We start from the raw sequence: 23,708 nt of genomic DNA on the forward strand, positions 1-23,708 counted from the left end.
TAGTGTTTTATTTCATCATTTTTATTTAAGGAGTGTTTTGTTTATATGTGGGTAAATGCAAACTTATCCACAAATTCACTCCAGTTACCTTCGCTTTACTTGATCCAACCAATTTCTTTTGCTGTAAGCATACTCATCATCGTTTGCTCTAGATCATTTGGCATTTTACTTTTATGTCCTGAAAGTGGAATACGCCCACCCATAATCTCAGCTTTGGTTTGCGGGTACAAAGGTTTCTGATCTGCTTGCGCATAACCAATTGGGAAAATGGGCTCACCCGTATCTAAATAATATTTATCGGTGGCACCAAACCCATGAAGTAACTCATGCACAAGTACCACATTGTTCTGCTCAGCTTGTTTCTGTGATGCAAACAGATTCACCGAACCAATTCGACCCCGTTCCAATGCAGTAGAGTGCTTTAATTCATTGGTTTTCTTTGGATCATAAAAATTCAGATACAAGGTTAAACTTGGATAACCATCAACGGATTGACGTTGTTTCCATGCATAAAATCGAAATTTCAAACTCCATAAAATACTCTGGAGGACACTTTGCTGCTCTGGCATTTTTGGAGGTGTTTGATTAAGCTCTCGCCCAATCTGCAACATAAAATAGCTGCTTTGCCCCCGATAGTGCTGACTATTGCGCTCTAAATACTGTTTGACGTCAGCAAAATCATCTAACTGTAATCGCTGAATATAATGTTGAGTCGTTTCTAATCCATCGGCATTAATTGGGTGAAGTAGAATGATAATCGGCTGATTCCAATCTTGATTTTGATCTCGATAAGCATTCACCGCAACTACCAAGAGCACCATCAATAAACAAGCCACTCGAATATTTTTCCACATTGCTTAACCCCAAGTAGAATTCAATTATTGCTTTTATTTGTTCTATAAAAAATGCTAGCAAATCGCTAGCATTTTTATTTTATCAATGATTAAGCTTCAACCCATTTCCCATTTTGGAAAACTAAACTCCATTTGGTTTGCTTACCTTCTAGGGTTTCTGAACCCACGTATTGCACTTGATTCTTACGGCTAAATTTGACCACTGTTGGATTTCCCTCAGGGTCTACATCAGGTGCTTGCAATAAGAATTGATACTTCTCGTCCAACTGCTCAGCCACGCTACGTAACTCAGCCACTTTTGGGGCACGTGTTTCACGAATTTTCGGGAATTTACTTGCTGCCAAGAACAATCCTGCTGCACCATCACGTAACACGAAGAAATCATCATGTTTGGTTGAACGTAAATGTTCCATCTTGATCGGATCAACACGAGGCGGCGCAGGCTGACCACTCTTTAATACTTTACGGGTATTATCACAGCTTGAACACGCAAAATACGGACCGAAGCGACCTGTTTTAAGCTGCATCTCGCCATCACATTTATCACATGGAATGGTTGGACCGTCATAACCTTTGATCTTGAACTGACCTTCCTCAAGTTCATAACCATCACAGTCTGGGTTATTACCACAGACATGCAGTTTACGACCGCCATCAATCACATAACTATCCATGGCAGTGCCACACTTCGGACAACGATGCTTTGACATCAAGTCTGCTGTTTCAGCGCCATCATCATCAGACAGCACAGCTAATGACTCAACAGGTGTCAGATTCAATGTACCTTTACAGCGCTCTTTAGGCGGCAAGTTATACCCTGAACAACCGAGGAATACCCCAGTTGTACCTGTACGTACTTGCATCGGACGAGAACATTCAGGGCATTGCACGTCAGCCACTTCGACAGGCTGATTACGGCGCATGCCGCTTTCGCCTTGTGCATTGGTTAGACGCTTTTTGAAATCGCCATAGAACTCATCCAGTAACTCTTTCCAGTTCCGATCACCCATTGCCACTTTATCAAGTTGCCCTTCTAAATCTGCGGTAAACGCATAATTCATGAGGTTGTTAAAGCTTTCATCGAGGCGATCTGTAACGATTTCACCCATCTTCTCTGCAAACAGACGACGGTTTTCAAGTTTGACATAACCACGATCTTGAATGGTCGAGATAATCGCAGCATAAGTCGATGGACGACCAATGCCACGTTTTTCTAATTCTTTAACCAATGATGCTTCTGTAAAACGTGCAGGCGGCTTGGTAAAATGCTGGCTTGGATCAAGTTGTTCTAATTTCAGCACTTCGCCGACTTTAACAGCAGGAAGCAATACATCATCATCAGATTTATTGGCACCACGAACTTTGGTAAAACCATCAAAAACCAAGGTACGACCTTTGGCTTTCAGCTCTACATTTGCCGCTTCAACGGTTAACGTTGAAGATAAATATTCGGCTGGTGTCATTTGACACGCAACAAATTGACGCCAAATCAAATCATATAAACGCTGAGCATCACGCTCTACACCAGCAAGTTTATCACCCGTTAATACCACATCAGATGGACGAATCGCCTCATGCGCTTCTTGTGCACCGGCTTTATTGCCATAACGATTTGGCTTTTCAGGCACATATCGATCGCCAAAGGTTTGCTGAATATGGTTACGTACCATATTGACTGCGTCATCACTCAAAAAGGTCGAGTCAGTACGCATATAGGTAATAAAACCACCTTCATATAACCGTTGCGCCAGCATCATGGTTTTTTTGACTGAGAAACCTAAGCGTGTGCTTGCTGCTTGTTGTAAGGTCGAAGTGATATATGGTGCACTTGGATTAACTTTGGTTGGTTTGTCTTCACGCAATGCAACTTTATATTCAGCATCTTTTAATACACTGAGCAAAGCATCAGTCTGAGCTTTATTTTTAAGCTTGAGCGTTTTACCTGCTTGTCTCACCGCTTCTAAGCGAATGTCATCTTTCTGAGAAACAGTGTCTGCAAAGACTTGCCAGTATTCTTCTGGAATAAATGCACGAATTTCACGTTCACGCTCGACGACCAGCTTAACCGCAACTGACTGAACACGTCCTGCCGATAAACCACGGGCAATCTTTTCCCATAACAACGGCGAAACCATAAAGCCAACCACACGGTCGAGAAAACGACGTGCTTGTTGTGCATTGACGCGATTTAAATCTAAGCGTGTTGGCTGCTTAAATGCTTCTTGAATGGCATTTTTGGTAATTTCGTTAAAGACCACACGATGGTAACGACTATCATCGCCACCGATAACTTCTCTCAAATGCCAAGCAATCGCTTCCCCTTCTCTATCCAAATCCGTTGCGAGATAGATTGCATCAGCATCTTTGGCGAGTTTTTTTAGTTCGGCAACGACATTCTCTTTACCGGGTAACACTTCATAGTGTGCAACCCAATCATGTTCTGGGTCGACACCCATACGATTGATCAGTGCTGATTGTGCTTTCTCAGTCTTTTGTTCATCGGTGAGTTTAACGCGGGTAACAGGCTTCTTTTCAGTTGCCTTACTTCCCCCACCTGTCGGTAAATCACGTACGTGACCTACTGATGATTTCACAATAAATTGTGAACCTAAATATTTATTAATGGTTTTCGCTTTTGCAGGCGACTCCACAATCACTAAGGCACGTTTAGTTGCAGCAGAGGTTGAAGCTGCTGTGCTTTTTGCAGCAGAGCGTGGAGTATTCGCCATAATGAACCATTTTTCCTGTGGTAAATCAAATAATTAGATTTTAGCTAATTCGTGTAAATAAGTTTTCATATCTTCAAGTTGTGTGGCTCTGAGATCAACTTCTTCATCCCAGTACATGCCGACACAGTTCGCCTGCATATCAATAGCATAAACTCCTTTTAATGCAATAGCTAAGTCATTAAATTTCTGCTCACCTTGCACGACTTGGAGTTTTCCATCGACCACTCTTGCCCGCATAAGTGGCAATCGGGCATCTGGGATCAGTACACTATAATAAGTCACCATACTGGCACGATTTTCGGTTGCCATTGGAATCTTGGTCCACTCTGGCGCAACGATGACGCGCGGATGCAATCCCATTTTTCGCGCTTGGTCACGCATTATACCGAGTGCTTTTTCTCGAGGGCTAACACGCAAACCAAAAATCGAGCCAAGTACAAACAGTACAATCGCAACTGTTATCCAAATTCCAACATTACTCATTCAGGTCGCTCAAAACGTTCTTTTATTAGCGTTACATAAGTTTGAGTTAAAAGGCAAGTTTTCCTTACAGTATGTGTTCAGGATGCCTGTTTCAATCAATAATGCGGTGGTTTATCGCTCATTGGATCAAAAGTCGCAATGCCCTCTGACAAATCCGATGCTTCTATGCGACGATACAAGAACTGCATTTGTTTTTTTAAATCTGCAATTTCTTGTGTCTGAATCACCAATTGTTGGTTCAGTTGTTCAACTAAATCGTCTAAAAATGCAATTCGGACTTGCAAATCTTCAATGGGTGCGGACAATGACGCTTGATCATCAAAATTTTGTTGTTTAGTCATTTCAGACCTCATCTGAGCTTTTAGGAAACATTATGGCCTATATTACTTTAAGGGATGTCCACCTCGCATTTGGTGGGCCTGCCCTACTCGATGGCGCACACTTTAACCTAGAACGTGGCGAGCGAGTCTGTTTAATCGGTCGTAATGGTGAAGGTAAGTCTACTTTACTTAAACTGATTGAGGGAAGCTTATTGCCCGATAGCGGCGAAGTTTCGATTCAAAATGGTTTAACTGTTTCAATGTTAGCCCAAGATGTACCTATGGATTCAGGCAAGGTCGCTGACATTGTAGCTGACGGTGCAGGCGAAGCAGCAGCGGTACTTAAAGCCTATCACGAAGCCAGCGATAGCTGTGTACTGGGTGATATGGATGCCTGCGATCGGATGGGCATGTTACAGCATAAGCTCGATCAGTTAGATGGTTGGGCACTAGAAAATAAAGTGAACTCTATTCTGAGTAAAATGGGCCTCGATCCAAATGCGGATTTGGCAGATTTATCGGGTGGTCGTAAACGTCGTGTGTTATTGGCACGTGCGCTGTTGACCCAACCTGATGTACTGTTACTCGACGAACCAACCAACCATTTAGATGTTGAAAGTATCGAATGGTTAGAGAAATTTTTACTTGACCAAAATAATCTAACTCTGCTGTTCATTTCGCATGACCGTTCATTTGTCGACAGCATTGCGACTCGTATTGTTGAGCTAGATCGCGGCACATTACGCAGCTATGACGGTAACTATTCACGCTATTTAGAGCTCAAAGCACAGCAAATGGAAGCAGAGGAAAAACAAAATGCTTTATTTGACAAAAAGTTAGCTGAAGAAGAAACCTGGATTCGCCAAGGCATTAAAGCACGTCGTACCCGTAATGAAGGTCGTGTTCGTGCGTTGAAAGATTTACGTGAACAATCTAAAGCGCGTCGCTCGCAACAAGGCAAAGTCAGCATGGCAACTCAGGATGCAAACCGTTCTGGCAAGTTGGTATTTGATATTGAACATCTGAGTGTTACTTTTGGCGACAATGCACCGATTATTAAAGACTTTTCAGCATTGGTCTTACGTGGTGATCGTATTGGTCTAGTCGGTGACAATGGTGTCGGTAAAACCACACTCATCAAAGCGATTTTAGGTGCCATTGAGCATGGTGGTTCAGTTAAAACGGGTACACAGCTTGAAGTTGCTTATTTTGACCAATTACGTAATGCCTTAGATCTTGAAAAGTCAGTCATGGCAAACGTTTCAGAAGGCTCTGACTTTGTCGATGTGAATGGCAATCGTCGCCATATCTATAGCTATTTACAAGACTTTTTATTCTCTCCAGAACGTGCCCGCACACCTGTAAAAGCACTTTCTGGCGGCGAGCGTAACCGTATCTTGTTGGCAAAATTATTGCTTAAACCATCGAATTTAATTGTGATGGATGAGCCAACCAATGACTTGGATATGGTCACGCTTGAACTGCTTGAAGAAATGCTTTCTGATTATAAAGGTACACTCTTATTAATCTCGCATGACCGTGCCTTTATGGACAATGTCGTAACATCTACTTGGGTGTTTGATGGTAAAGGTCATATTGATGAGTATGTCGGTGGTTATCAAGACTATTTAGAACAACGCCCTGATCAAACTGTGGTTGATCAGAAAAGTGATGTTAAAAAAGCACAAGCTAAGGCTGAAGCCGCAACTGCACCGAAGAAAGTCAAACTCAGTTATAAAGATCAGCGTGAGTTAGAGCAACTTCCAGCAGAAATGGAAAAACTAGAGGCCGAACAAACTGAACTTTCAGAAAAGCTAGCTGATGGATCATGGTTTCTTCGCGATGCCAATGCAGCGACATTGGCAAGTCAACGTCTCGCAGAAATTGAAGAATTACTGCTCGAAAAGTTAGAGCGTTGGGATATCTTAGAAAATATGTCAAAAGGCAATTAAGCTAAACTTCCTGAGCATCTATTCTTTAGGGAGTAGATGCTCACTCAATTTAATTAAACACAATTCCTTTGGCTATAAACTCACTTGCAAGCGATTGGTAAATTCTAAAATTTTCCTCATCAAAACACACAAAAACAACTTCTTGAACAAAATCTGCGTTATCCAATTCATCACTTATGATTTCCAATGCAATTTGCGCTGCGAGTTGTTTAGGAAAACGATAAATACCTGTTGAAATATTTGGAAATGCAAGCGTTTTTAGTTGTAAACTTTCTGCTAACTTAAAGCTATGTCTATACGCATTTTTTAATAATATAGTTTCATTCTTTTGCCCATCAACCCATGTTGGGCCAACGGTGTGAATGACATGTTTAGCGGGTAAATTTCCTGCGGTTGTAATAACAGCTTCACCTATATTACAACCTCCTTGCTTCGCACGAATTTTTTGACATTCCGCTAAAATTTCAGCACCACCTTTTCGATGAATTGCCCCATCCACACCACCACCGCCTAAGAGTGAAGTATTTGCTGCGTTGACAATTGCATCAACGCTCATTTGAGTAATATCACCTTGTTCAATTGTTATTTTTTTCATAATTTTTCCTTTGCGATTTGCTTTCAAATATACACTCTACAACAGAATAGATTGATTCTGCAGTTACATCAGTGAATTAAAAACTCACTTCATGTTACACTTTTCAAAAATTCAACTTAATTCACATATCAAAGTTCTATGAGCCAACAACAGTCTTATATTCCTGGCGAATTTCGATGGGAATTTTTATTACCAAAATATTGGAAGAATTGGATTGGCATTTTCTTTCTCGTGTCATTGGCAATCCTTCCTTGGGCAATACAATGGCGCTTGGCACATGGCTTGGCGCATATATGTTGGTCTTTACTCCGATCACGTCGTAAAACTACGCTACGGAATTTAGAAGTATGTTTCCCAGAATGGTCGGCAGCGGAAGTTGAAACCAATGCAAAAAAAGTCTTCATTGACATGATGCTTGGCATGTTTGAAACCCTGAATGCGTGGTATAGCCCCAAATGGTTTAAGAACCGTCATCATATTGAAGGTCTGGAACACATTCAAAATGCCCAAGCACAAGGTCATGGCGTACTATTGCTAGGAACGCACAGTACCCTACTCGATGCAGGGGGCTATCTATGTTCGCAATATTTTGAACCAGATGTAGTTTATCGCCCACAAGATAATCCGATGCTGGATATGTTTATTTATCGCTGTCGAGCCACGATTTATAATCATCAAATTGATCACGATGATATGCGTGGACTCATTCGCAGACTCAAAGATGGTGGTGCAATTTGGTATAGCCCAGACCAAGATTTTGGTTTAAAACAAGGGGTTATGGCACCTTTCTTTGGCGTACCCGCAGCAACTGTCACTGCCCATCGTCGTTTATTAAAAATTGCTAAAGCTGTTGCAATCCCGCTCTATTTTTATCGCTACGGTGATATACGCAACCCACAATATAAAGTGTTGATTGAACCTATTGTTGAAAATATGCCAAGCGAAGATGAAGTTGTTGACGCCATTCGCGTCAATAAAATTATTGAAGCACAACTTAGAATCGCGCCAACACAATGGATGTGGTTTCATCGTCGTTTTAAAACACGTGCTGAAGGGTATGAGCAGATTTATTAAAAATTAAAACCCGAGTTCTGCATCCTGCAAAACTCGGGCAAATGAGGTTGTGCTTTCGCTCTGTTTTTTATTATCTTGCTTCCATCGCATGCATCATATCCATGATGACTTCTTCCATCTCAGCGTTGCTATCCTTAAGCGGAAATCCATTCCTGCGTCCTTGTGCTGATGTATTTAGAATAAACCTTTTAAACTTGTAGGACTATTCGCTACAGACCTAAATCATTGTACGATATTGCTTACACCGTTCATTGTTTATCTGGAGTCGCCATCATTGCCTTATGCGGTTGGGCAAGCTCATCTACCACCGCCTTTTCTTCTCGCTCCGCCTTTTCTATTCCCTCTTGAATTGCTTGCTGTGCTTCTTCTTCATCGGCTTGCGTTTGCTCCAACTCTTGCTGCTGTTGCTCGAAAATTCGTCCCGTCTGCAATACAACATAGACAGGGAAATGATCCGATCCAATATGAGATAAACGTTTCATATCGACTAAACCAAAATCAGTACTGTGGAATACATGATCAAGCGACCAACGTAATAACGGGTAATCCGCATGAAAGGTATTCATAAAATATCGACCTACACGTGGATCAAGTAAACCACTAATACGCTGAAACAAGCGAGTCGTTCTTGACCAAGCCACGTCATTTAAATCACCCATCACGATACAGCTTTGATCTAAGTCTTTGATCCGATCACCTACAATCAAAAGCTCAGCATCTCTCAAGGTCGAATCTTTAGCTTCGGTCGGACTAGGTGGCTTGGGATGTAAACAATAAAGCTGAACCAGAATCCCGGAGCGCAACTTTAAAGTTGCATGAATCGAGGGAATTTCATCACTTAAAATAAATTTAACTTCTGGCTCAATTAAAGGAAAACGACTATATAGGTGCATACCATATAAATTATCTAAAGGCACGGCGACTCGATAGGGATAGTCTTTTTCTATCGGTTCTAATGCATCCTGCCAACTTTGGTCGGACTCTAGCGTTAGAACAATATCAGGTTGCAACGCCTCAATATGCTGAAGAAGTAAATCATATTTATCATTTGGGGTTAAAACATTTGCCACCAGTAAAGAGATTTGCTGTTCAGGATCCAGTTGATCCTGACCCACCTGTTGCACTTGTTTCTTCCATATCGGGGTATATGGCAAAACCATTTTAAGTTGATATGCGACAGCTGCAATCACACCTAAAAGTAATATTTCTCTTTGTAAAGTCCATTCAGCAGGTATAAACAGCAAACCAACCAAAGCAACGATTCCGATCGCTAAAATCTGTAATCGAGGAAAGTCTGCGCCCCTAAACCACCATTCATCACGGGGAATCAAGGACCATACACTTAACCAAATAACCAAAACTGCGCAAATCTCAATCCATATCATGTTCATTTTACTCTTAGAGATTTCGTGGATTTTCAATAAAGTTACGGCTTTATCAATTTTTCATCTAACACAAACAAATAATTCCACACAATAAATCAACTGTTTTATTCATGTAACACTTGCAGTTGCGTTCACTTTTGATACACTCAAGCCCCTTAAAAGTTTTTACATACCGAGGCAAATGACATGAAAGTAGGTCTGGTCGGTTGGCGTGGGATGGTTGGTTCTGTCCTGATGCAACGTATGGTTGAAGAGAATGATTTTGCTCACATTGAGCCATTCTACTTCTCTACCAGTAATGCAGGTGGCGAAGCTCCTTCATTTGGTGGTAAGACTGCCCCAGCACTTATGGATGCAACAGATATTAGCAGTCTGAAGCAAATGGATGTCATTTTAACCTGTCAAGGTGGTGACTACACCTCTGAAGTTTTCCCAAAACTGAAAGCAGAAGGTTGGAACGGTTACTGGATTGATGCAGCATCAACCCTGCGTATGGCTGATGATGCCATCATTGTACTTGATCCTGTCAATCTAAATGTGATCAAAGATGGTTTGGTCAATGGGACTAAAACTTTCGTTGGTGGTAACTGCACCGTTTCTTTAATGTTGATGGGCTTAGGTTCACTATTCCAAAATAATTTGGTGGAATGGGCAACCTCGATGACGTATCAAGCAGCGTCTGGTGCTGGTGCACAAAATATGCGTGAACTGATCACGGGTATGGGCTATTTGTATAACAACACCAAAACATTATTAGATGATCCAAAATCTGCGATTCTAGATATTGACCGTCAAATCGCTGACTTACAACGTGGCGATGATTTCCCTAAAGCAAACTTTGGCGTGCCATTAGCGGGTTCATTGATCCCATATATCGACAAACAACTCGAAAGTGGTCAATCAAAAGAAGAGTGGAAAGGTCAAGTCGAAACCAACAAGATTTTAGGCAATCAGCAAATCGTGCCAATTGATGGCCACTGTGTTCGTATCGGCGCAATGCGTTGTCATTCTCAAGCCATCACATTGAAACTCAAAAAAGATGTGCCATTGGATGAGATCGAAGAGATGATTCGCAACTCAAGCCAATGGGCGAAAGTTGTTCCGAATACTCGTGAAGCGTCGATGACTGATCTTACGCCTGTAGCGGTAACCGGTACTTTAACAGTTCCTGTCGGTCGTCTGCGTAAACTCAATATGGGTAAAGAGTATTTAGGCGCATTTACAGTAGGCGATCAACTCCTTTGGGGTGCGGCAGAACCATTGCGTCGTATGCTTCGTATTTTAGTTGAATACAAGAACGTCTAAGCAAAATAAGACCAAAAACCAAAAGCCGATCACACTTGATCGGCTTTTTATTATTATTAAATATGAATAATTTACAATTCATTTACATCACGGTAATGTATACTCAGACCTTGTTGAGATTTCACCATGGCTGAAATATCGGCAGGCTTTATGACCTAACTAAAACATCACTTTTCATGGATCGAGATGACTGTTAATAACAAATTAAAAATTGCCATTTTAGCCATTTTATCTTCGCAACAACTTTATGCGATTACCTTTGACCCACTGCAAATCAAGTCTGCACCGGGTGAATTACTCTATGCAGAAATGAGCTTCCATCAGGCAGATCGAAATTCTAAATTTGACGTAAGCCTAGCCACGCCAGAGGATTTACGCATGATGGGTGCCATGCACCAACCTCCATCGCAACTCAATTTTTTTACACGTCATAATAATCGAGGTGAAGGAGTCATTGTGATTACCTCCTCCCGCCCCATGATTGATCCTGAACTAAATATTATCCTTAAAATTAAAGAAGGCGATTCAGCCCACTTAAAGCATATTCGACAACCAATACGTAAAAATACAATAACTGCATCAGATACCAAAACCAGTAATGAAAAATCGCTGACCCCGAAGTTTATTGTCAGTGAAAAAGATATTGCCTTAAATTTGCCTGAAAGCACACGCTATATCGCAAACACCCAACCTGATTTAAAACAGGAAAAACTGCTGAATGTGCCCTTTGCTCTTCCGCCAGTATTAAATATTTCAGAGACCCGCATTGCTACAACCACCAATACCGCAGTGCAGCCAATCGAACAGACTACGAACACTCAAGTGGCCTCCGTTGCTTCCGCAGCCCAAGATCAACAAGCAACAGCCGTGAAGCATGACAGCACAACATTCGCATCAGAAAATCAAACAGTAAGTACTCCAGCGCAAATAAACCCTATAATCTCTGAAAGTGAGCTGAAGGGCACGGAGATTGAAACTGCGCAACAAAATAGTAAAACTCAACACCAAGCTAAAAACACCACTCCACCAGCAAAGAAAAAAACTGCAGCGGATCATTCAACACTGGCAAATAACCAACAACATGTTGTGCAACGCAATGAATCATTGTGGAGTATTGCACAACGGATCTCTGCTGATACCCAGCAGCCTCTTCCACAGGTGATGAAGCAAATTAAAGTACAAAATGAGCATGCCTTTATCGGCGGAAATGCCAGCCGACTTAGACAAGGCTCCCATTTAAATTTCAATCTCAATTCAATCCCTGCTCGCAAAAATCAAAATGCCAATCAAGTTGCAGCAAAAACTTTAGCTGCACCTGCCGAAAAAGCCAAATATCGCTTACAACAAGCAGAAATGTCTTTGGTCGCTGAAAGCAATCAAGATTCGAGCACAGGAAGTGCCAAAAAAGACACATTACAACAAAAAACCAGCGCTGACTTATCATTAAAAGTTATGACAGCACGGGAAAAAACCGTTACATTACAAAGAAACGTAACACAGTTGGAATTGGCCTTACGCCAGAAGGATCAACGGATTCAGCTTTTAAATGCTCGACTTGCTGAGCTGCAAGATCAACTGAAAGCGCAGCAGGAAACTAAAAAACCAACACGCTGAGTTATGGAAGAAAATTCTCAAAGATTTGGATAAAAGCGGTTCTATTTTTTAAGGGGTATGGATCATGTCAACGATAATAATTGTATTACTCGTCATCGTATTGGTCGTTGCGATCGTTTTAAAGAAACGTGAGAACACTCAAAATCATGCGGCATCCAAGAAAAGTGCAAGCAAGACAGCAAAGAAAGTAGCGACGCGCACTGCACTCGCACGTGAAGAACGAGAGTCTGCCCCTCCTGCAACGACTGCAATTCCAGAAAGCTTGCGTCAAAAACTTACGCAACAAATTCAAAGCGGTAACTATCAATCTGCCGAAGCACAAATCAATCAAGCTTTAAAACAAGATAACTCCCAACATGAGCTTTATCTATTTTTACTTGATATCCATTTAGCGCAAAAAGATGACTTTGCGATTGATCAACTGATTAAGCATGTACACGCATTAAAATTAGAGGATATTGCACGGGCGGCTGAAGCAAAGAACCAAGAGCGTATAAAGAACTCTCAATCATTTGATAGTATTGACTTCAACTCGCAACCAACACAATCATCACGTATTGCAGAAGTTGAAGCTCAAAATAAAACGGCCGACTTTGATGCATTAGTTCAAACACCGGCTAAACCGACTTTTGAGGATATACAATCTGAATACACCGCTCCTGCTGAGCAAGAGAAACCTGCCGAAGCAGCGGCACAGGTTCAAGCTTTAGATTTCGACTTTTCCTTTGAACAGAAAGAAAACGTCAAACCGACAACTGAGCTACAACAGCAACCGGCTTTAGACTTTTCATCCGACTTGGCATCAGCACCTACGACTGAAGCATTATCGGGCAATGATGCAAAGCCTGAATTAGATTTTAATTTCTCTAATTTAGATGCAACATCTAGCCAGAGTGAAATAAAAAATGACAATATTACCGAAACATCTGGCTTAGATTTCAATATTGATCAATCACAACATCATAGTGAAAAGCAAGCAACGAGCGAAAAAACCGAGTTTTCTTTTGACGTTACAGAACCTACCACAGCTACTGAACCAAACCTAGAAGTCGCTGAGCCGATTCCACAGACACCAACTGTAGAATTCAACGATCCTTTAGCTCAATCATTCCCAGATTTACAGCAGTTAGATGAAGCTGAACTGAACTTAGATCTAGCTGAGCAATATATAGAGCTAGGTGCTTATGCGTCTGCCCGTGAACTATTACAAAACCATCAGCTTCAGCTAAACCAAGAACAACAACAACGTTCAGAAAAATTACTCAATAAAATAGCGTCTTGAAGCATATCGGTCTAATATAAGCAGTCTCTATGACTGCTTTTTTATGATGAAAAACTTTTTATTATGCAAAAGATCGCTTTAATTTATATGGGTGGAACTTTTGGCTGTGTTGGCGAACCGCTGATGCCAATGCCAGAACAAAATTTTTTACCTGCACTCAAAAAAGTGATTCCACCTCACTTAGATGTAGAGTGTTTTGCCGCACCCAGTATTCAAGATAGTAGCGCATGTACAGCGACTGATTGGTTGCAATTAGTACAAAAAATTCAACAGTTACAACTCAAAAATTATCAGCATTTCGTGATTATTCATGGCACTGATACCTTAAGCTATGCGGCAGCAACGCTTGCTCGTTTTTTGGGACATTCTTGTCACGCGATTATTACAGGTAGTCAGTATCCCTTACTCAATATTGAAGGAAATGATACCAGAGAGTTTACTGATGCATTGAGCAACTTATCTCTCGCACTTGAGCAAGTCATACAACGACCTGCTGGGGTTTATCTTACGTTCCATCAGCAAGTTTTCCATGCCCAAACCACCCTAAAAGTCCACACCACAGAGCTAGATGCATTTTCAGGTAAAGATGCAAATCAAGCCTGTAAAACGACGGCTGATTATTTTATTGTTCAAAATGAACATATTGAACAAGCCGCGCAACTCAGTATGCTCAATCTCATGCTACAACCGATTGGCAAAGAGCAACTAATCTCGCAGTTAAATAATATCTTGGCTGCACCACCAAATTTCCTCGTGTTTCAAGGATTCGGCACTGGCAATATCGCGGTGAATGATGAGATTTTAGCGTTATTTGATGCACTCTATCACAAGCAATGCCTTTCAATTGTCAGCACTCAAGTGACCTTTGGACAGCTTGATCAGCGTTATGCGGTGAGTGCTTGGATTAAATCAGCTAAAGTTTTGATCAATGATTGTCACTGCCATGCTGATTTATATGCAAAAGTGCTGCAAATGTATTTAAAATACCCGACCCATGATCAATGGTTTGAGCATTGGCAGCTACACTAATCTGAGGTTAAGACATGCAACGTTATGCAATCGGTATTGAATTTTGCGGTACTCAATACCGTGGTTGGCAAACCCAACAAGCGGGCATTGCAAGTGTTCAGGAAACCATTGAAAAAGTCCTCAGCAAAGTCGCCAACGAAACCATTATTTTACATGGTGCAGGACGTACCGATGCAGGCGTACATGCCACCAATATGGTGGCACACTTTGATACTGAAGCTATCCGCCCTGAACGAGGCTGGATCATGGGCGCAAATAGTCAACTTCCTAAAGATATTTCGATTCAATGGATAAAATGTATGGATGAAAACTTCCATGCACGTTTTAAAGCAATTGCGCGACGTTATCGCTATGTTGTTTATAACGCTCCAATGCGACCTGCGCTACTACACAAACAAGTCACTCATCTCTATCAAAACTTAGATGTAAAAAAAATGATCGCTGCCGCAGCAAAGTTTGAAGGCACTCATAATTTTGAATCTTTCCGCGCCGCGGCATGTCAGTCCAATCAACCAGTGCGTCATGTCAAACATTGTCGTCTGTTTGAACATGGTCGCTATCTCGTCCTCGATATTCAAGCCGATGGTTTTTTACATCATATGGTCCGAAATATTATGGGATGTTTGCTGGAAATCGGACAAGGGCTCTATGAGATTGAACATATTGACACCATGTTTGCTGCTGAAGATCGCAAGGCGGCTGGTGTAACAGCACCAGCGGATGGGCTTTATTTTATTCAGGCGTATTATCCAGAGCACTTTGACTTACCACAACCGCCACTGGGACCGCAGTGGTTAAACTTGGCTGAATAAAAAAAGCCTTATCTTTCGAGATAAGGCTTAGTTGAATCAGTTTAAATCACTGACGCTGTTTACGTTTACGATATTCCACCGGAGTTTCATTGGTCCAACGTTTAAATGCACGATAGAAAGTACTTGGTTCAGAGAAGCCAGTTAAATACACAATACGCTCGACACTTTCAGTGGTATTTGCGAGTAATTTTTTCGCTAGACGACAGCGATAATCTGAAAGAATTTGCTGAAAACTGGTATTTGCTTCGCTAAGCTGTGTTCTTAGACGGCGCGGTGTAATATTAAGTTGTGCTGCAACAGTTTCCAAGGTCGTCTCACCGCTTTCCAAGGTCGAACCAATCGCACGACGAACTTCACCAACCAAATCATAGCGCGCAAGCTCTTGTAATTTTTCAATGGCAAGCTGTTCATGCAGTTGTAGTAGCTCTGGTTCAGCTTGCCACAATGGATAATCTAACACCGCAGCATCAAAATAGAGTCGGGTCTCTTTTTGTCCTAAGCTAACGGGACAGCCAAATACTCTAAAATATTCGTCATCCTCAGCCCCTTCACTGAAATTAAAATCAATATAAATTGGCTGAAATTGACCTTCAGTAATAAACTTGAAGAAACGTAAAATACCAGAAAATACACATTCAGAAAAATGACGATTAACAAATTGGTCAGGCCATAATTGTTCACCGTTACTTAAATAACAGCGTCCATCTTCAACAATAAGTTTCGCATCAAAAGCATCACTAATCAGACGTTGGTAAGCCAGTGCTCGCTTTAAGCCCTCACCAAAGGTTTCACTACTGATAAATAAATGCTCAATCACTTGACCACGATATAGCGGTAAATATTCCCCTAAATGCAGCCCAATATCTTGATCATTACTCACATCCCGAGCAGCAATCCAAAATGCATGCTGTGCACTTAATGGCGTTCTTGCATTGGTATCAACTTGATTGAGTGCAACCCCTGCCTTTGTTAAAATCTCTTCGGTTGGTAATCCTGCTTTACGAATTGCCTGATAACCAAAGCGCAATACAACCGATGCATCTGTTAGCTGACCCACGCAGTGCCCTTCCCTGTAGATACTTTATTGTGACAATGAACAATAATTTTAGATTAACGTTGATTGACCAAACTGACAACACTATTCTGCTTCTTTTGTTAAAAAAAATTTATAAATTGTCTGACAGTTCTTTTGATTAATATCTGACAGCCTTGCTTAGCTTATATCTTGTAAATTTTAAATAAATTGACTATAATTTGCGCCTTTCCAATTTGATCTCAGGTAGGCTATGGCCAATAAAGAGGAACTCATTGAGTTCGAAGGCGTTGTCACCGAAACGCTTCCTAATACGATGTTCCGTGTACGTTTAGAAAACGGTCACGAAGTTATTGCTCACATTTCTGGTAAAATGCGTAAACACTATATCCGTATTTTGACAGGTGACAGTGTAAAAGTTGAAATGACACCTTATGATTTGACAAAGGGTCGTATCACTTATCGTGCGCGCTAAGAATTAGTGAATGCAAAAAAGCCACATCTCGTGGCTTTTTTTACAAGCGATAAGCGAATGCGCTATTTAACGGTCTAACATTGACTTAAATGTTTAAGTCATTCTCAGCAATATGTAATTATTGCTGTAATATAATATCGTCTCCAGAACGAATAGACTTAAATATGTCTCTCACGCTCTTTGATCAAATATAAAAATTATTTATTCCAAAAATAAGGAAATAGTCACAATGCATTATAAATTTTTTATTATTTTCTTCGCATTACTATTACAAGGCTGCGCAACACTTGGATGGCAATCTGTTCAACTGCAAGATTACTTACAACCTTATATTGGGCAGTCGGCTGATGACATTCAACACAAGCTCAATTTGAACGATTTAGGCTTTCAAACGTTAAAACAACCTCGAAAAACTGATAATTCTTTGATTTTCACCGTATTGCGTCCAATCAATATTCCTGTACCGATGCCACAATCCTTTGGTGAATCTGGTTCAGGTATGGGAAGTTCTACTCGTATAGCTACGGTTCAAACGGGTCAGCAATCCTACGATGTGAATTTTTATTGTCATATTATTTTTGAGTTAGATCAGCAACAGATTGCGCGTTCAATTCGCTATGAAGGCAAAGCTTGCTAAATCTATATCCCAAATAAAAAACGCAGCCTTAGCTGCGTTTTTTATTTATAAGCATCTAGTTGAGTGCAGAAACAACCGCTTCACCCATCGCATCTGTACCCACTTTGGTCATGCCTTCAGACATAATATCTGCGGTACGTAAACCTTGATCCAATACTTGACCTACAGCATCTTCAATCGCTTTAGCTGCTGCTTCTTCACGGAAGGTATAACGCAACATCATCGCAACTGAAAGCACAGTAGCAAGTGGATTTGCGACATTTTGACCTGCGATATCTGGTGCAGAACCATGACATGGTTCGTACATGCCTTTGCCCTTTTCATCCAATGATGCTGAAGGCAACATACCGATTGAACCCGTTAACATTGCCGCTTCGTCCGACAAAATATCACCAAATAAATTACCAGTCACAATGACATCAAATTGTTTCGGTGCGCGAACCAATTGCATCGCGGCGTTATCAACATACATATGCGACAACTGAATATTTGCATATTGCGCTTGCTGCAAATCAGTCACCGTTTGCTTCCACAACTCGGTCACTTCAAGCACATTGGCTTTATCGACTGAGCAGACTTTGCCACCACGTAATCCAGCTAGCTCAAAGGCAACCTTAGCAATACGTTTAATTTCACTTTCTGAATATACGTCGGTGTTATAGCCTTGCTTCTCGCCATTTTCTAGTTCACGAATACCACGAGGCTGACCGAAATAAATACCGCCCGTGAGCTCGCGAACAATCAAGATATCTAAACCTGCAACAATTTCAGGCTTCAAACTCGAAGCATCAGCTAATTGTGGGTACAGAATCGCTGGACGTAGGTTTGCAAATAAATTGAGTTCACTGCGGATTTTAAGTAACCCGCGCTCAGGACGGATAGAACGCTCAATGCTATCCCATTTTGGACCACCGACAGCACCCAATAAAATTGCATCTGCTTTTTTGGCTTGTTCACTGGTCACAGCTGGATAGGGTTCGCCATGCGTATCAATTGCTGAACCACCGAGCAAACCATGCTCCCATGTCAAACCTAGATTAAATTTATGATTGACCTTGGTCAAAACTTTTTCAGCAGCACCCACGATTTCAGGGCCAATACCATCACCCGCTAAAATTAAAATATGTTTAGACATCTATTTTTCCAGTTTGATATAAGCAGTTTACACTGCAAGCCAATTAAACTTTTTTCTCAACAAACTCACCTAAGCCATTACGGACATCATAAGATCGGCAAAAACGGCGAATGGTGCGTTGCTCTTGCTGTAAATCAACACATAACGGGTCAGGTGCAGATACGTTCAACAAACTCCCTGAGCCTTTTGGCCTATCTCTATACATCTTAAAGGTATAGTTTAAATAAGGCTTGAACTCATGAATGACATGGAAAGTCTCTGCACGATCTAAGGAGATTGGATAAAAGCGAATCACGACTTCATATTCTTTGGCAGGAACACTCAGATAGACTTGTTGTTTTCGACTAAAAACCGAACCTTGTAGTCTCACAATGCCTCGCTCCATCGCCTCTCGACTGATGCGATGCGAGGTCGCATTAATCACCTCAGTATCATCGATACGTGCAAATTCACAATTTTCTACGCCTGAACAATATAAAGTTGCGTTATTCGCTCTCTGCTCTAAAGTATTTTGAGCAATACGAACTTGATCAACCACATTTTGTGTGTTCTGACAGGCAGTTAAAGTCGTACCAACACATAAACACAGCAAAATATTGCGTGCTAATATCCTTCTCATTGTTCGGGCCCAGTCCTCATGTCATATCAACATGCAAGCAAAATAATCTTTGTTTGCATGTTAACAAGAGTTGTATCGCTATGCCATGATTATGTTCAAATTGTATTCAAACAACTAGGCTTTGATTTCATCAAACACCCAAGGACGCACTTGTTTGGCTTTCGCTTCAAAATCTCGAATCTCGTCAGCCACTTGTAAAGTTAAACCAATGTCATCTAAACCATTCAATAAACAATGTTTGCGGAATGGATCAATTTCAAAGTTGAAGGCCTCGCCTGTTGGCGTACGTACTTGTTGTGCTTCCAAATCAATGGTCAATTCATAACCTTCTTCAGCACATTCTTTAAATAACTGATCCACAATCTCTTCAGATAAGATCACAGGCAACATGCCATTTTTAAAACAGTTATTAAAGAAAATATCTGCAAAGCTTGGCGCAATCACGGTACGGAAACCATATTCATTGAGTGCCCAAGGCGCATGTTCACGACTTGAACCACAACCAAAATTGGTACGCGCTAGCAAAATCGTTGAACCTTGATAACGAGGCTGATTCAAGACAAAATCAGGGTTTTTAGGACGTTTACTAATGTCTTGACCTAAATAGCCTTCATCTAAATAGCGTAATTCATCAAATAAGTTATCGCCGAAGCCAGTGCGCTTAATTGATTTTAAAAACTGTTTCGGAATAATTAAATCAGTATCCACATTGGCACGATCTAAAGGTGCAACAATACCTTGTTCTACAGTATATTTTTCCATGATTTTGCTCCCTTAGAATGAACGAACATCAACGAAGTGACCTGCAATCGCTGCCGCAGCTGCCATCGCTGGACTGACTAAATGGGTACGCCCACCATTGCCCTGACGACCTTCAAAGTTACGATTTGAGGTTGATGCACAATGCTCACCTGATTGTAACTTATCAGCATTCATCGCCAAACACATTGAGCAACCCGGTTCACGCCATTCAAAACCTGCTTCCAAGAAAATTTGATCCAAACCTTCTTGCTCTGCCTGCTGTTTTACCAAACCAGAACCTGGAACGATCATCGCCTGTTTAATGCTTGAAGCCACCTTACGACCTTTCACGACTTCGGCAGCGGCACGAATATCTTCAATACGTGAGTTGGTACATGAACCAATAAAGACACGATCCAATTGGATATCAGACAAAGCCTGCCCCGCGTTTAAGCCCATATATTGATAAGCGCGTGTCCAATCATTACGTTGTACATCATCTTTGGCTTGTTCTAAAGTCGGTACTGCTTGCGTAACTGGGATTACCATTTCTGGAGAGGTTCCCCAAGACACTTGCGGCTCGATCTCTGCGCCATTCAATACAACGACCGCATCAAACTCAGCGTCTTCATCAGAATGTAAAGTATTCCAATATTCTACCGCTTGTTCCCACTGCTGGCCTTTAGGTGCATAGTTACGATCCTTCACGTAGGCAATAGTCTTGTCATCCACTGCAACCATACCCACACGCGCACCCGCTTCAATCGCCATATTGCAAACTGTCATACGGCCTTCAATCGACATATCACGGAACACTTGTCCGCCAAACTCGATTGCATAACCTGTACCACCAGCCGTACCAATCTTGCCGATGATGGCCAAAACCACATCTTTCGATGTCACGCCTTTGCCCAATACACCATCCACACGGACTAACATATTTTTAGATTTTTTCTGTACTAAGCATTGTGTTGCCAATACATGTTCAACTTCTGATGTCCCAATCCCATGTGCCAAACAACCAAAAGCGCCATGCGTTGCCGTATGCGAGTCACCACAAACCACGGTCATACCCGGTAAAGTTAAACCTTGCTCTGGACCTACAACATGCGCAATCCCTTGGCGAATGTCATTAATCCCAAACTCAACGATATTAAATGTTTTACAGTTATCGTCTAAGGTTTGCACTTGGATACGAGAGGTTTCGTCTTCAATTCCTGCAATCCCCTGTTCACGCTCTTTTTTAGAGGTTGGAACGTTATGGTCAGGTGTTGCGACATTGGCACTTAAACGCCATGGTTGACGCCCAGCAAGCTGTAAACCCTCAAAGGCTTGAGGACTGGTGACTTCATGCAATAAGTGACGATCAATGTAAATTAAGCATGAACCATCATCACGTTGCGTTACTAAATGGTCATCCCATAATTTGTCATACAATGTTTTGCCTGCCATGTCGTCGCTCTCCATCGTGCTTGTCATAGGACTGGGTAATTTAATCTTAGACTGATTATAACAATCGTTTTACATAAAACTAATTTATCATTTTTATAAATTAACAAACTTTTTGGAATAATACTTTATAACCTCAACAATCAATCTACCTCTCGCCAAGGAAAAGAATCCTAAATCAAACAGATACCTTTTTTCAAAAAATTAAAGCTTATTTTTCAACTTATTTTATTGATACACAAATCAGTTATTCATAAATCCAATCACCAGCAATCAAAATTTCTTTTTTACATTACAAGTGATAATGATTATTATTTAAATAATTAAAATTTACGATGGTGATGGCAATGGCGAATATTCAACAATTCGTAATAAACAATCAACGGACGCTCAAAAAGACCTTGAGTTACTACATCTTACATATTAGTGTTGCTATGCTAGTCGCCTATGCGATTACTGGAAACTTACTCGTTTCCGCAACCTTGAGCTTACTTGAACCCACTGTACAGGCTTTTGCTTTTTTCTTTCATGAAAAAGTGTGGAGTCGTTTTAGTTAAATGGCATGAAGTAAATCAAGATCTGGGTTAAATTTTTAAAATGTTCTTGGATACATCCCTATGAACCTTGCTGCATTTGAAGCATTTGTAAAAGTGATGGAAACTGGTTCTATTTCTATCGCGGCAGAACAATTATTTATAACACAACCTGCGGTCACCAAACGGATTCATAGCTTAGAAGAGTATTTTGATGTCAAGCTATTTGAATCCGCAGGACGGGGAATACAACCCACCTATGCTGCACACTCACTGTTGCCTAAAGTAAGAGGTTGGCTCAATGAACTTGGCGAGATTCATCATACTTTAAGCCATGAGCAAGCGCAGGTACAAGGTCGTTTAAAAATCGGGACCAGCCATCACATCGGCTTGCATCATCTAGCAGAACCACTCAAAAACTTTGTGCAACATTTTCCGAAAGTCACTTTAGATGTTCATTTTGTCGATTCTGAACAAGCGCATGAGCACGTACTCGCTGGAGAGTTAGAGCTTGCATTTTTGACCTTGCCACCAGTTGGGGATGATCGTCTTCGCTATGTGACGATTTGGAATGATCCTTTGGTTTTTGTCGCATCGCCCTTTCATCCTTTAGCACAACAACAAAACCTGAAGCTCGAAGACCTAATTGCCTACCCAAGCTTACTTCCAGCAGCGCACACTTATACCAGTCAAATCACTCTGGCTGAATTCGAGAAAAAAGGCTTAAAGCCTAAGATCAGCATGAGCAATAACCCGTTAGAATCCATCAGAATGTTGGTTTCGATTGGCTTAGGTTGGTCAGTGTTACCAAAGACATTGCTCAATCATGATTTAAAACAATTAGATCTAAATCTGGATATGCAGCGCCAATTGGGCATGGTATGGCACCCTGCCCGCATTCAGTCTAAAGCTGCTGAAGAGTTGATTAATATGATGACTTAAATCGACCAGTCTTGGATTTCCCACGCTTGTTCTTGAGCGAGTGTTTCTAAGCGGTCATCTGGATTCACCGCAATGGCATGGGTTGCATATTCCAATAAGAAACGGTCATTAATCGAATCTGAATAAGCCCAAGATTCATGGACCTCACGACCTGCTAACCATTGATCCAATCGCACCAGCTTGCCTTTTTGATAGCATGGCACACCCGTTACTTTACCCGTATATTTGTCTGCAATCACTTCAGCATTGGTGGCAATAATTTCAGTAATGCCAAATTCACGAAAAATCGGTGCTGTAATAAAATCACTGGTCGCGGTAATTCCCACAATCGCATGCCCCAACGCTTGATGTCGTTGAATTGCCTCAAAACCTTTAGGGCGCATTTGTGGACGAATCACTTTTTGCATAAATAACTGATGAAGTTCCGTTAAATAGGCATTGTCATGTTTGGTCAAAAACTCAAAAACAAATTCATTATAAGCAATCGGATCAAGTTGCCCTGCTTTATAGTCTTCATAAAACTTGTCATTCATTTGACGATGATGAACTGGATCGACCAAAGCTTCATTGACCAAAAATTCACCCCACGAATGGTCAGAATCGGTATTTAACAGGGTGTGATCTAAATCAAACAAAGCCAATTTCATATAAATGCTCATTTAAATGCAAATTAAAGAAAAAAAACGTAAATCTATTTCCGTAAGTCACTA

23 protein-coding genes are annotated in these 23,708 nt (G+C 41.2%); 11 read left to right on the plus strand and 12 right to left on the minus strand.

Features of this window, described 5'->3' with window-relative positions; translation table 11 throughout:
* Positions 1–95 precede the first annotated feature (95 nt).
* From EAH57_RS08800 to EAH57_RS08815, 4 genes are all read right to left on the minus strand, one after another.
* Entirely contained in the window at positions 96–854 is a 759-nt protein-coding gene (locus EAH57_RS08800) for a hypothetical protein (RefSeq protein WP_121929731.1), read from the minus strand.
* Between the two features lie 89 nt (positions 855–943).
* Positions 944–3,583 (minus strand): type I DNA topoisomerase, encoded by a 2,640-nt coding sequence (gene topA / locus EAH57_RS08805; RefSeq protein ID WP_121929732.1) that lies wholly within the window; start codon positions 3,581–3,583, stop codon positions 944–946.
* Positions 3,584–3,616: 33 nt separating this feature from the next.
* A complete protein-coding gene (locus tag EAH57_RS08810) occupies positions 3,617–4,066 on the minus strand; it encodes an ammonium transporter (protein WP_121929733.1) in 450 nt (149 codons plus the stop codon).
* Between the two features lie 95 nt (positions 4,067–4,161).
* A complete protein-coding gene (locus tag EAH57_RS08815; protein WP_004668540.1) occupies positions 4,162–4,407 on the minus strand; it encodes a SlyX family protein in 246 nt (81 codons plus the stop codon).
* A 32-nt stretch (positions 4,408–4,439) separates the two neighbouring features.
* On the opposite strand from EAH57_RS08815, the gene EAH57_RS08820 reads away from it, so the two are divergent.
* Positions 4,440–6,338, plus strand: coding sequence for an ATP-binding cassette domain-containing protein (locus tag EAH57_RS08820; protein WP_121929734.1), 1,899 nt, complete (start codon positions 4,440–4,442; stop codon positions 6,336–6,338).
* 49 nt (positions 6,339–6,387) lie between these two features.
* Here the strand turns inward: EAH57_RS08820 and EAH57_RS08825 are convergent, their stop codons facing one another.
* Positions 6,388–6,933, minus strand: coding sequence for an O-acetyl-ADP-ribose deacetylase (locus EAH57_RS08825; protein WP_121929735.1), 546 nt, complete (start codon positions 6,931–6,933; stop codon positions 6,388–6,390).
* A 138-nt stretch (positions 6,934–7,071) separates the two neighbouring features.
* Here EAH57_RS08825 and EAH57_RS08830 point away from each other — a divergent pair, with 138 nt between their 5' ends.
* Entirely contained in the window at positions 7,072–8,007 is a 936-nt protein-coding gene (locus tag EAH57_RS08830; RefSeq protein ID WP_121929736.1) for a lauroyl acyltransferase, read from the plus strand.
* A 248-nt stretch (positions 8,008–8,255) separates the two neighbouring features.
* Here EAH57_RS08830 and EAH57_RS08835 read toward each other — a convergent pair whose 3' ends face one another.
* Positions 8,256–9,392 (minus strand): endonuclease/exonuclease/phosphatase family protein, encoded by a 1,137-nt coding sequence (locus EAH57_RS08835; RefSeq protein WP_121929737.1) that lies wholly within the window; start codon positions 9,390–9,392, stop codon positions 8,256–8,258.
* 186 nt (positions 9,393–9,578) lie between these two features.
* Here EAH57_RS08835 and asd point away from each other — a divergent pair, with 186 nt between their 5' ends.
* From asd to truA, 5 genes are all read left to right on the plus strand, one after another.
* Entirely contained in the window at positions 9,579–10,697 is a 1,119-nt protein-coding gene (asd, locus tag EAH57_RS08840) for an aspartate-semialdehyde dehydrogenase (RefSeq protein ID WP_121929738.1), read from the plus strand.
* A 186-nt stretch (positions 10,698–10,883) separates the two neighbouring features.
* A complete protein-coding gene (locus EAH57_RS08845; protein WP_121929739.1) occupies positions 10,884–12,311 on the plus strand; it encodes a FimV domain-containing protein in 1,428 nt (475 codons plus the stop codon).
* 64 nt (positions 12,312–12,375) lie between these two features.
* Positions 12,376–13,593, plus strand: coding sequence for a FimV domain-containing protein (locus EAH57_RS08850; protein ID WP_121929740.1), 1,218 nt, complete (start codon positions 12,376–12,378; stop codon positions 13,591–13,593).
* 63 nt (positions 13,594–13,656) lie between these two features.
* Positions 13,657–14,622, plus strand: a complete 966-nt coding sequence (locus tag EAH57_RS08855; RefSeq protein ID WP_121929741.1) for an asparaginase domain-containing protein — start codon at positions 13,657–13,659, stop codon at positions 14,620–14,622.
* A 14-nt stretch (positions 14,623–14,636) separates the two neighbouring features.
* Positions 14,637–15,434 (plus strand): tRNA pseudouridine(38-40) synthase TruA, encoded by a 798-nt coding sequence (gene truA / locus EAH57_RS08860; RefSeq protein WP_004668529.1) that lies wholly within the window; start codon positions 14,637–14,639, stop codon positions 15,432–15,434.
* 46 nt (positions 15,435–15,480) lie between these two features.
* Here truA and EAH57_RS08865 read toward each other — a convergent pair whose 3' ends face one another.
* A complete protein-coding gene (locus tag EAH57_RS08865; protein WP_004668526.1) occupies positions 15,481–16,491 on the minus strand; it encodes an AraC family transcriptional regulator in 1,011 nt (336 codons plus the stop codon).
* A 229-nt stretch (positions 16,492–16,720) separates the two neighbouring features.
* Here EAH57_RS08865 and infA point away from each other — a divergent pair, with 229 nt between their 5' ends.
* Together infA and EAH57_RS08875 are read left to right on the plus strand one after the other, a co-directional pair.
* Positions 16,721–16,942 carry a translation initiation factor IF-1 gene (gene infA / locus EAH57_RS08870; RefSeq protein ID WP_001284370.1) on the plus strand — a complete coding sequence of 74 codons (222 nt, stop codon included), beginning with the start codon at positions 16,721–16,723 and terminating at the stop codon, positions 16,940–16,942.
* 229 nt (positions 16,943–17,171) lie between these two features.
* The gene (locus tag EAH57_RS08875) at positions 17,172–17,579 is read left to right on the plus strand and encodes a hypothetical protein (RefSeq protein WP_121929742.1); all 408 of its coding nucleotides are present in this window, start codon (positions 17,172–17,174) and stop codon (positions 17,577–17,579) included.
* 55 nt (positions 17,580–17,634) lie between these two features.
* Here EAH57_RS08875 and leuB read toward each other — a convergent pair whose 3' ends face one another.
* The 4 genes from leuB to leuC form a co-directional block, all read right to left on the minus strand.
* The gene (leuB, locus tag EAH57_RS08880; RefSeq protein ID WP_121929743.1) at positions 17,635–18,714 is read right to left on the minus strand and encodes a 3-isopropylmalate dehydrogenase; all 1,080 of its coding nucleotides are present in this window, start codon (positions 18,712–18,714) and stop codon (positions 17,635–17,637) included.
* A 43-nt stretch (positions 18,715–18,757) separates the two neighbouring features.
* Positions 18,758–19,333, minus strand: coding sequence for a hypothetical protein (locus EAH57_RS08885; RefSeq protein WP_121929744.1), 576 nt, complete (start codon positions 19,331–19,333; stop codon positions 18,758–18,760).
* Positions 19,334–19,447: 114 nt separating this feature from the next.
* Entirely contained in the window at positions 19,448–20,095 is a 648-nt protein-coding gene (gene leuD / locus EAH57_RS08890) for a 3-isopropylmalate dehydratase small subunit (protein WP_121929745.1), read from the minus strand.
* A 12-nt stretch (positions 20,096–20,107) separates the two neighbouring features.
* Entirely contained in the window at positions 20,108–21,526 is a 1,419-nt protein-coding gene (gene leuC, locus EAH57_RS08895) for a 3-isopropylmalate dehydratase large subunit (protein WP_121929746.1), read from the minus strand.
* Positions 21,527–21,864: 338 nt separating this feature from the next.
* Between leuC and EAH57_RS08900 the strand changes: the two genes are divergently transcribed.
* Both EAH57_RS08900 and EAH57_RS08905 read left to right on the plus strand, forming a co-directional pair.
* Positions 21,865–22,080, plus strand: coding sequence for a DUF2061 domain-containing protein (locus EAH57_RS08900; RefSeq protein ID WP_213071146.1), 216 nt, complete (start codon positions 21,865–21,867; stop codon positions 22,078–22,080).
* Positions 22,081–22,140: 60 nt separating this feature from the next.
* On the plus strand, positions 22,141–22,998 hold the full coding sequence (locus EAH57_RS08905) for a LysR family transcriptional regulator (protein ID WP_121929748.1): 858 nt from the start codon (positions 22,141–22,143) through the stop codon (positions 22,996–22,998).
* On the opposite strand, the gene EAH57_RS08910 is transcribed toward EAH57_RS08905, so the two are convergent.
* Positions 22,995–23,645: an HAD family hydrolase gene (locus tag EAH57_RS08910; protein ID WP_121929749.1), complete on the minus strand. Its 651-nt coding sequence runs from the start codon at positions 23,643–23,645 to the stop codon at positions 22,995–22,997. The two genes, EAH57_RS08905 and EAH57_RS08910, sit on opposite strands and share 4 nt — an antisense overlap.
* Positions 23,646–23,708 lie beyond the last annotated feature (63 nt).

This window comes from Acinetobacter sp. 2JN-4 (assembly GCF_003687745.1).
In the GTDB taxonomy this organism is placed as follows: Bacteria; Pseudomonadota; Gammaproteobacteria; order Pseudomonadales; family Moraxellaceae; genus Acinetobacter; species Acinetobacter halotolerans.

Coding starts and splice junctions, on each gene's coding strand:
- EAH57_RS08835 (WP_121929737.1), bottom strand. CDS start 9,392: ATGATATGGATTGAGATTTGCGCAGTTTTGGTTATTTGGTTAAGTGTA.
- leuD (WP_121929745.1), bottom strand. CDS start 20,095: ATGGAAAAATATACTGTAGAACAAGGTATTGTTGCACCTTTAGATCGT.
- EAH57_RS08885 (WP_121929744.1), bottom strand. CDS start 19,333: ATGAGAAGGATATTAGCACGCAATATTTTGCTGTGTTTATGTGTTGGT.
- EAH57_RS08815 (WP_004668540.1), bottom strand. CDS start 4,407: ATGACTAAACAACAAAATTTTGATGATCAAGCGTCATTGTCCGCACCC.
- EAH57_RS08810 (WP_121929733.1), bottom strand. CDS start 4,066: ATGAGTAATGTTGGAATTTGGATAACAGTTGCGATTGTACTGTTTGTA.
- EAH57_RS08820 (WP_121929734.1), top strand. CDS start 4,440: ATGGCCTATATTACTTTAAGGGATGTCCACCTCGCATTTGGTGGGCCT.
- EAH57_RS08905 (WP_121929748.1), top strand. CDS start 22,141: ATGAACCTTGCTGCATTTGAAGCATTTGTAAAAGTGATGGAAACTGGT.
- EAH57_RS08875 (WP_121929742.1), top strand. CDS start 17,172: ATGCATTATAAATTTTTTATTATTTTCTTCGCATTACTATTACAAGGC.
- truA (WP_004668529.1), top strand. CDS start 14,637: ATGCAACGTTATGCAATCGGTATTGAATTTTGCGGTACTCAATACCGT.
- EAH57_RS08800 (WP_121929731.1), bottom strand. CDS start 854: ATGTGGAAAAATATTCGAGTGGCTTGTTTATTGATGGTGCTCTTGGTA.
- EAH57_RS08845 (WP_121929739.1), top strand. CDS start 10,884: ATGACTGTTAATAACAAATTAAAAATTGCCATTTTAGCCATTTTATCT.
- EAH57_RS08910 (WP_121929749.1), bottom strand. CDS start 23,645: ATGAAATTGGCTTTGTTTGATTTAGATCACACCCTGTTAAATACCGAT.
- leuB (WP_121929743.1), bottom strand. CDS start 18,714: ATGTCTAAACATATTTTAATTTTAGCGGGTGATGGTATTGGCCCTGAA.
- EAH57_RS08830 (WP_121929736.1), top strand. CDS start 7,072: ATGAGCCAACAACAGTCTTATATTCCTGGCGAATTTCGATGGGAATTT.
- topA (WP_121929732.1), bottom strand. CDS start 3,583: ATGGCGAATACTCCACGCTCTGCTGCAAAAAGCACAGCAGCTTCAACC.
- EAH57_RS08900 (WP_213071146.1), top strand. CDS start 21,865: ATGGCAATGGCGAATATTCAACAATTCGTAATAAACAATCAACGGACG.
- EAH57_RS08850 (WP_121929740.1), top strand. CDS start 12,376: ATGTCAACGATAATAATTGTATTACTCGTCATCGTATTGGTCGTTGCG.
- infA (WP_001284370.1), top strand. CDS start 16,721: ATGGCCAATAAAGAGGAACTCATTGAGTTCGAAGGCGTTGTCACCGAA.
- EAH57_RS08855 (WP_121929741.1), top strand. CDS start 13,657: ATGCAAAAGATCGCTTTAATTTATATGGGTGGAACTTTTGGCTGTGTT.
- EAH57_RS08825 (WP_121929735.1), bottom strand. CDS start 6,933: ATGAAAAAAATAACAATTGAACAAGGTGATATTACTCAAATGAGCGTT.
- leuC (WP_121929746.1), bottom strand. CDS start 21,526: ATGGCAGGCAAAACATTGTATGACAAATTATGGGATGACCATTTAGTA.
- asd (WP_121929738.1), top strand. CDS start 9,579: ATGAAAGTAGGTCTGGTCGGTTGGCGTGGGATGGTTGGTTCTGTCCTG.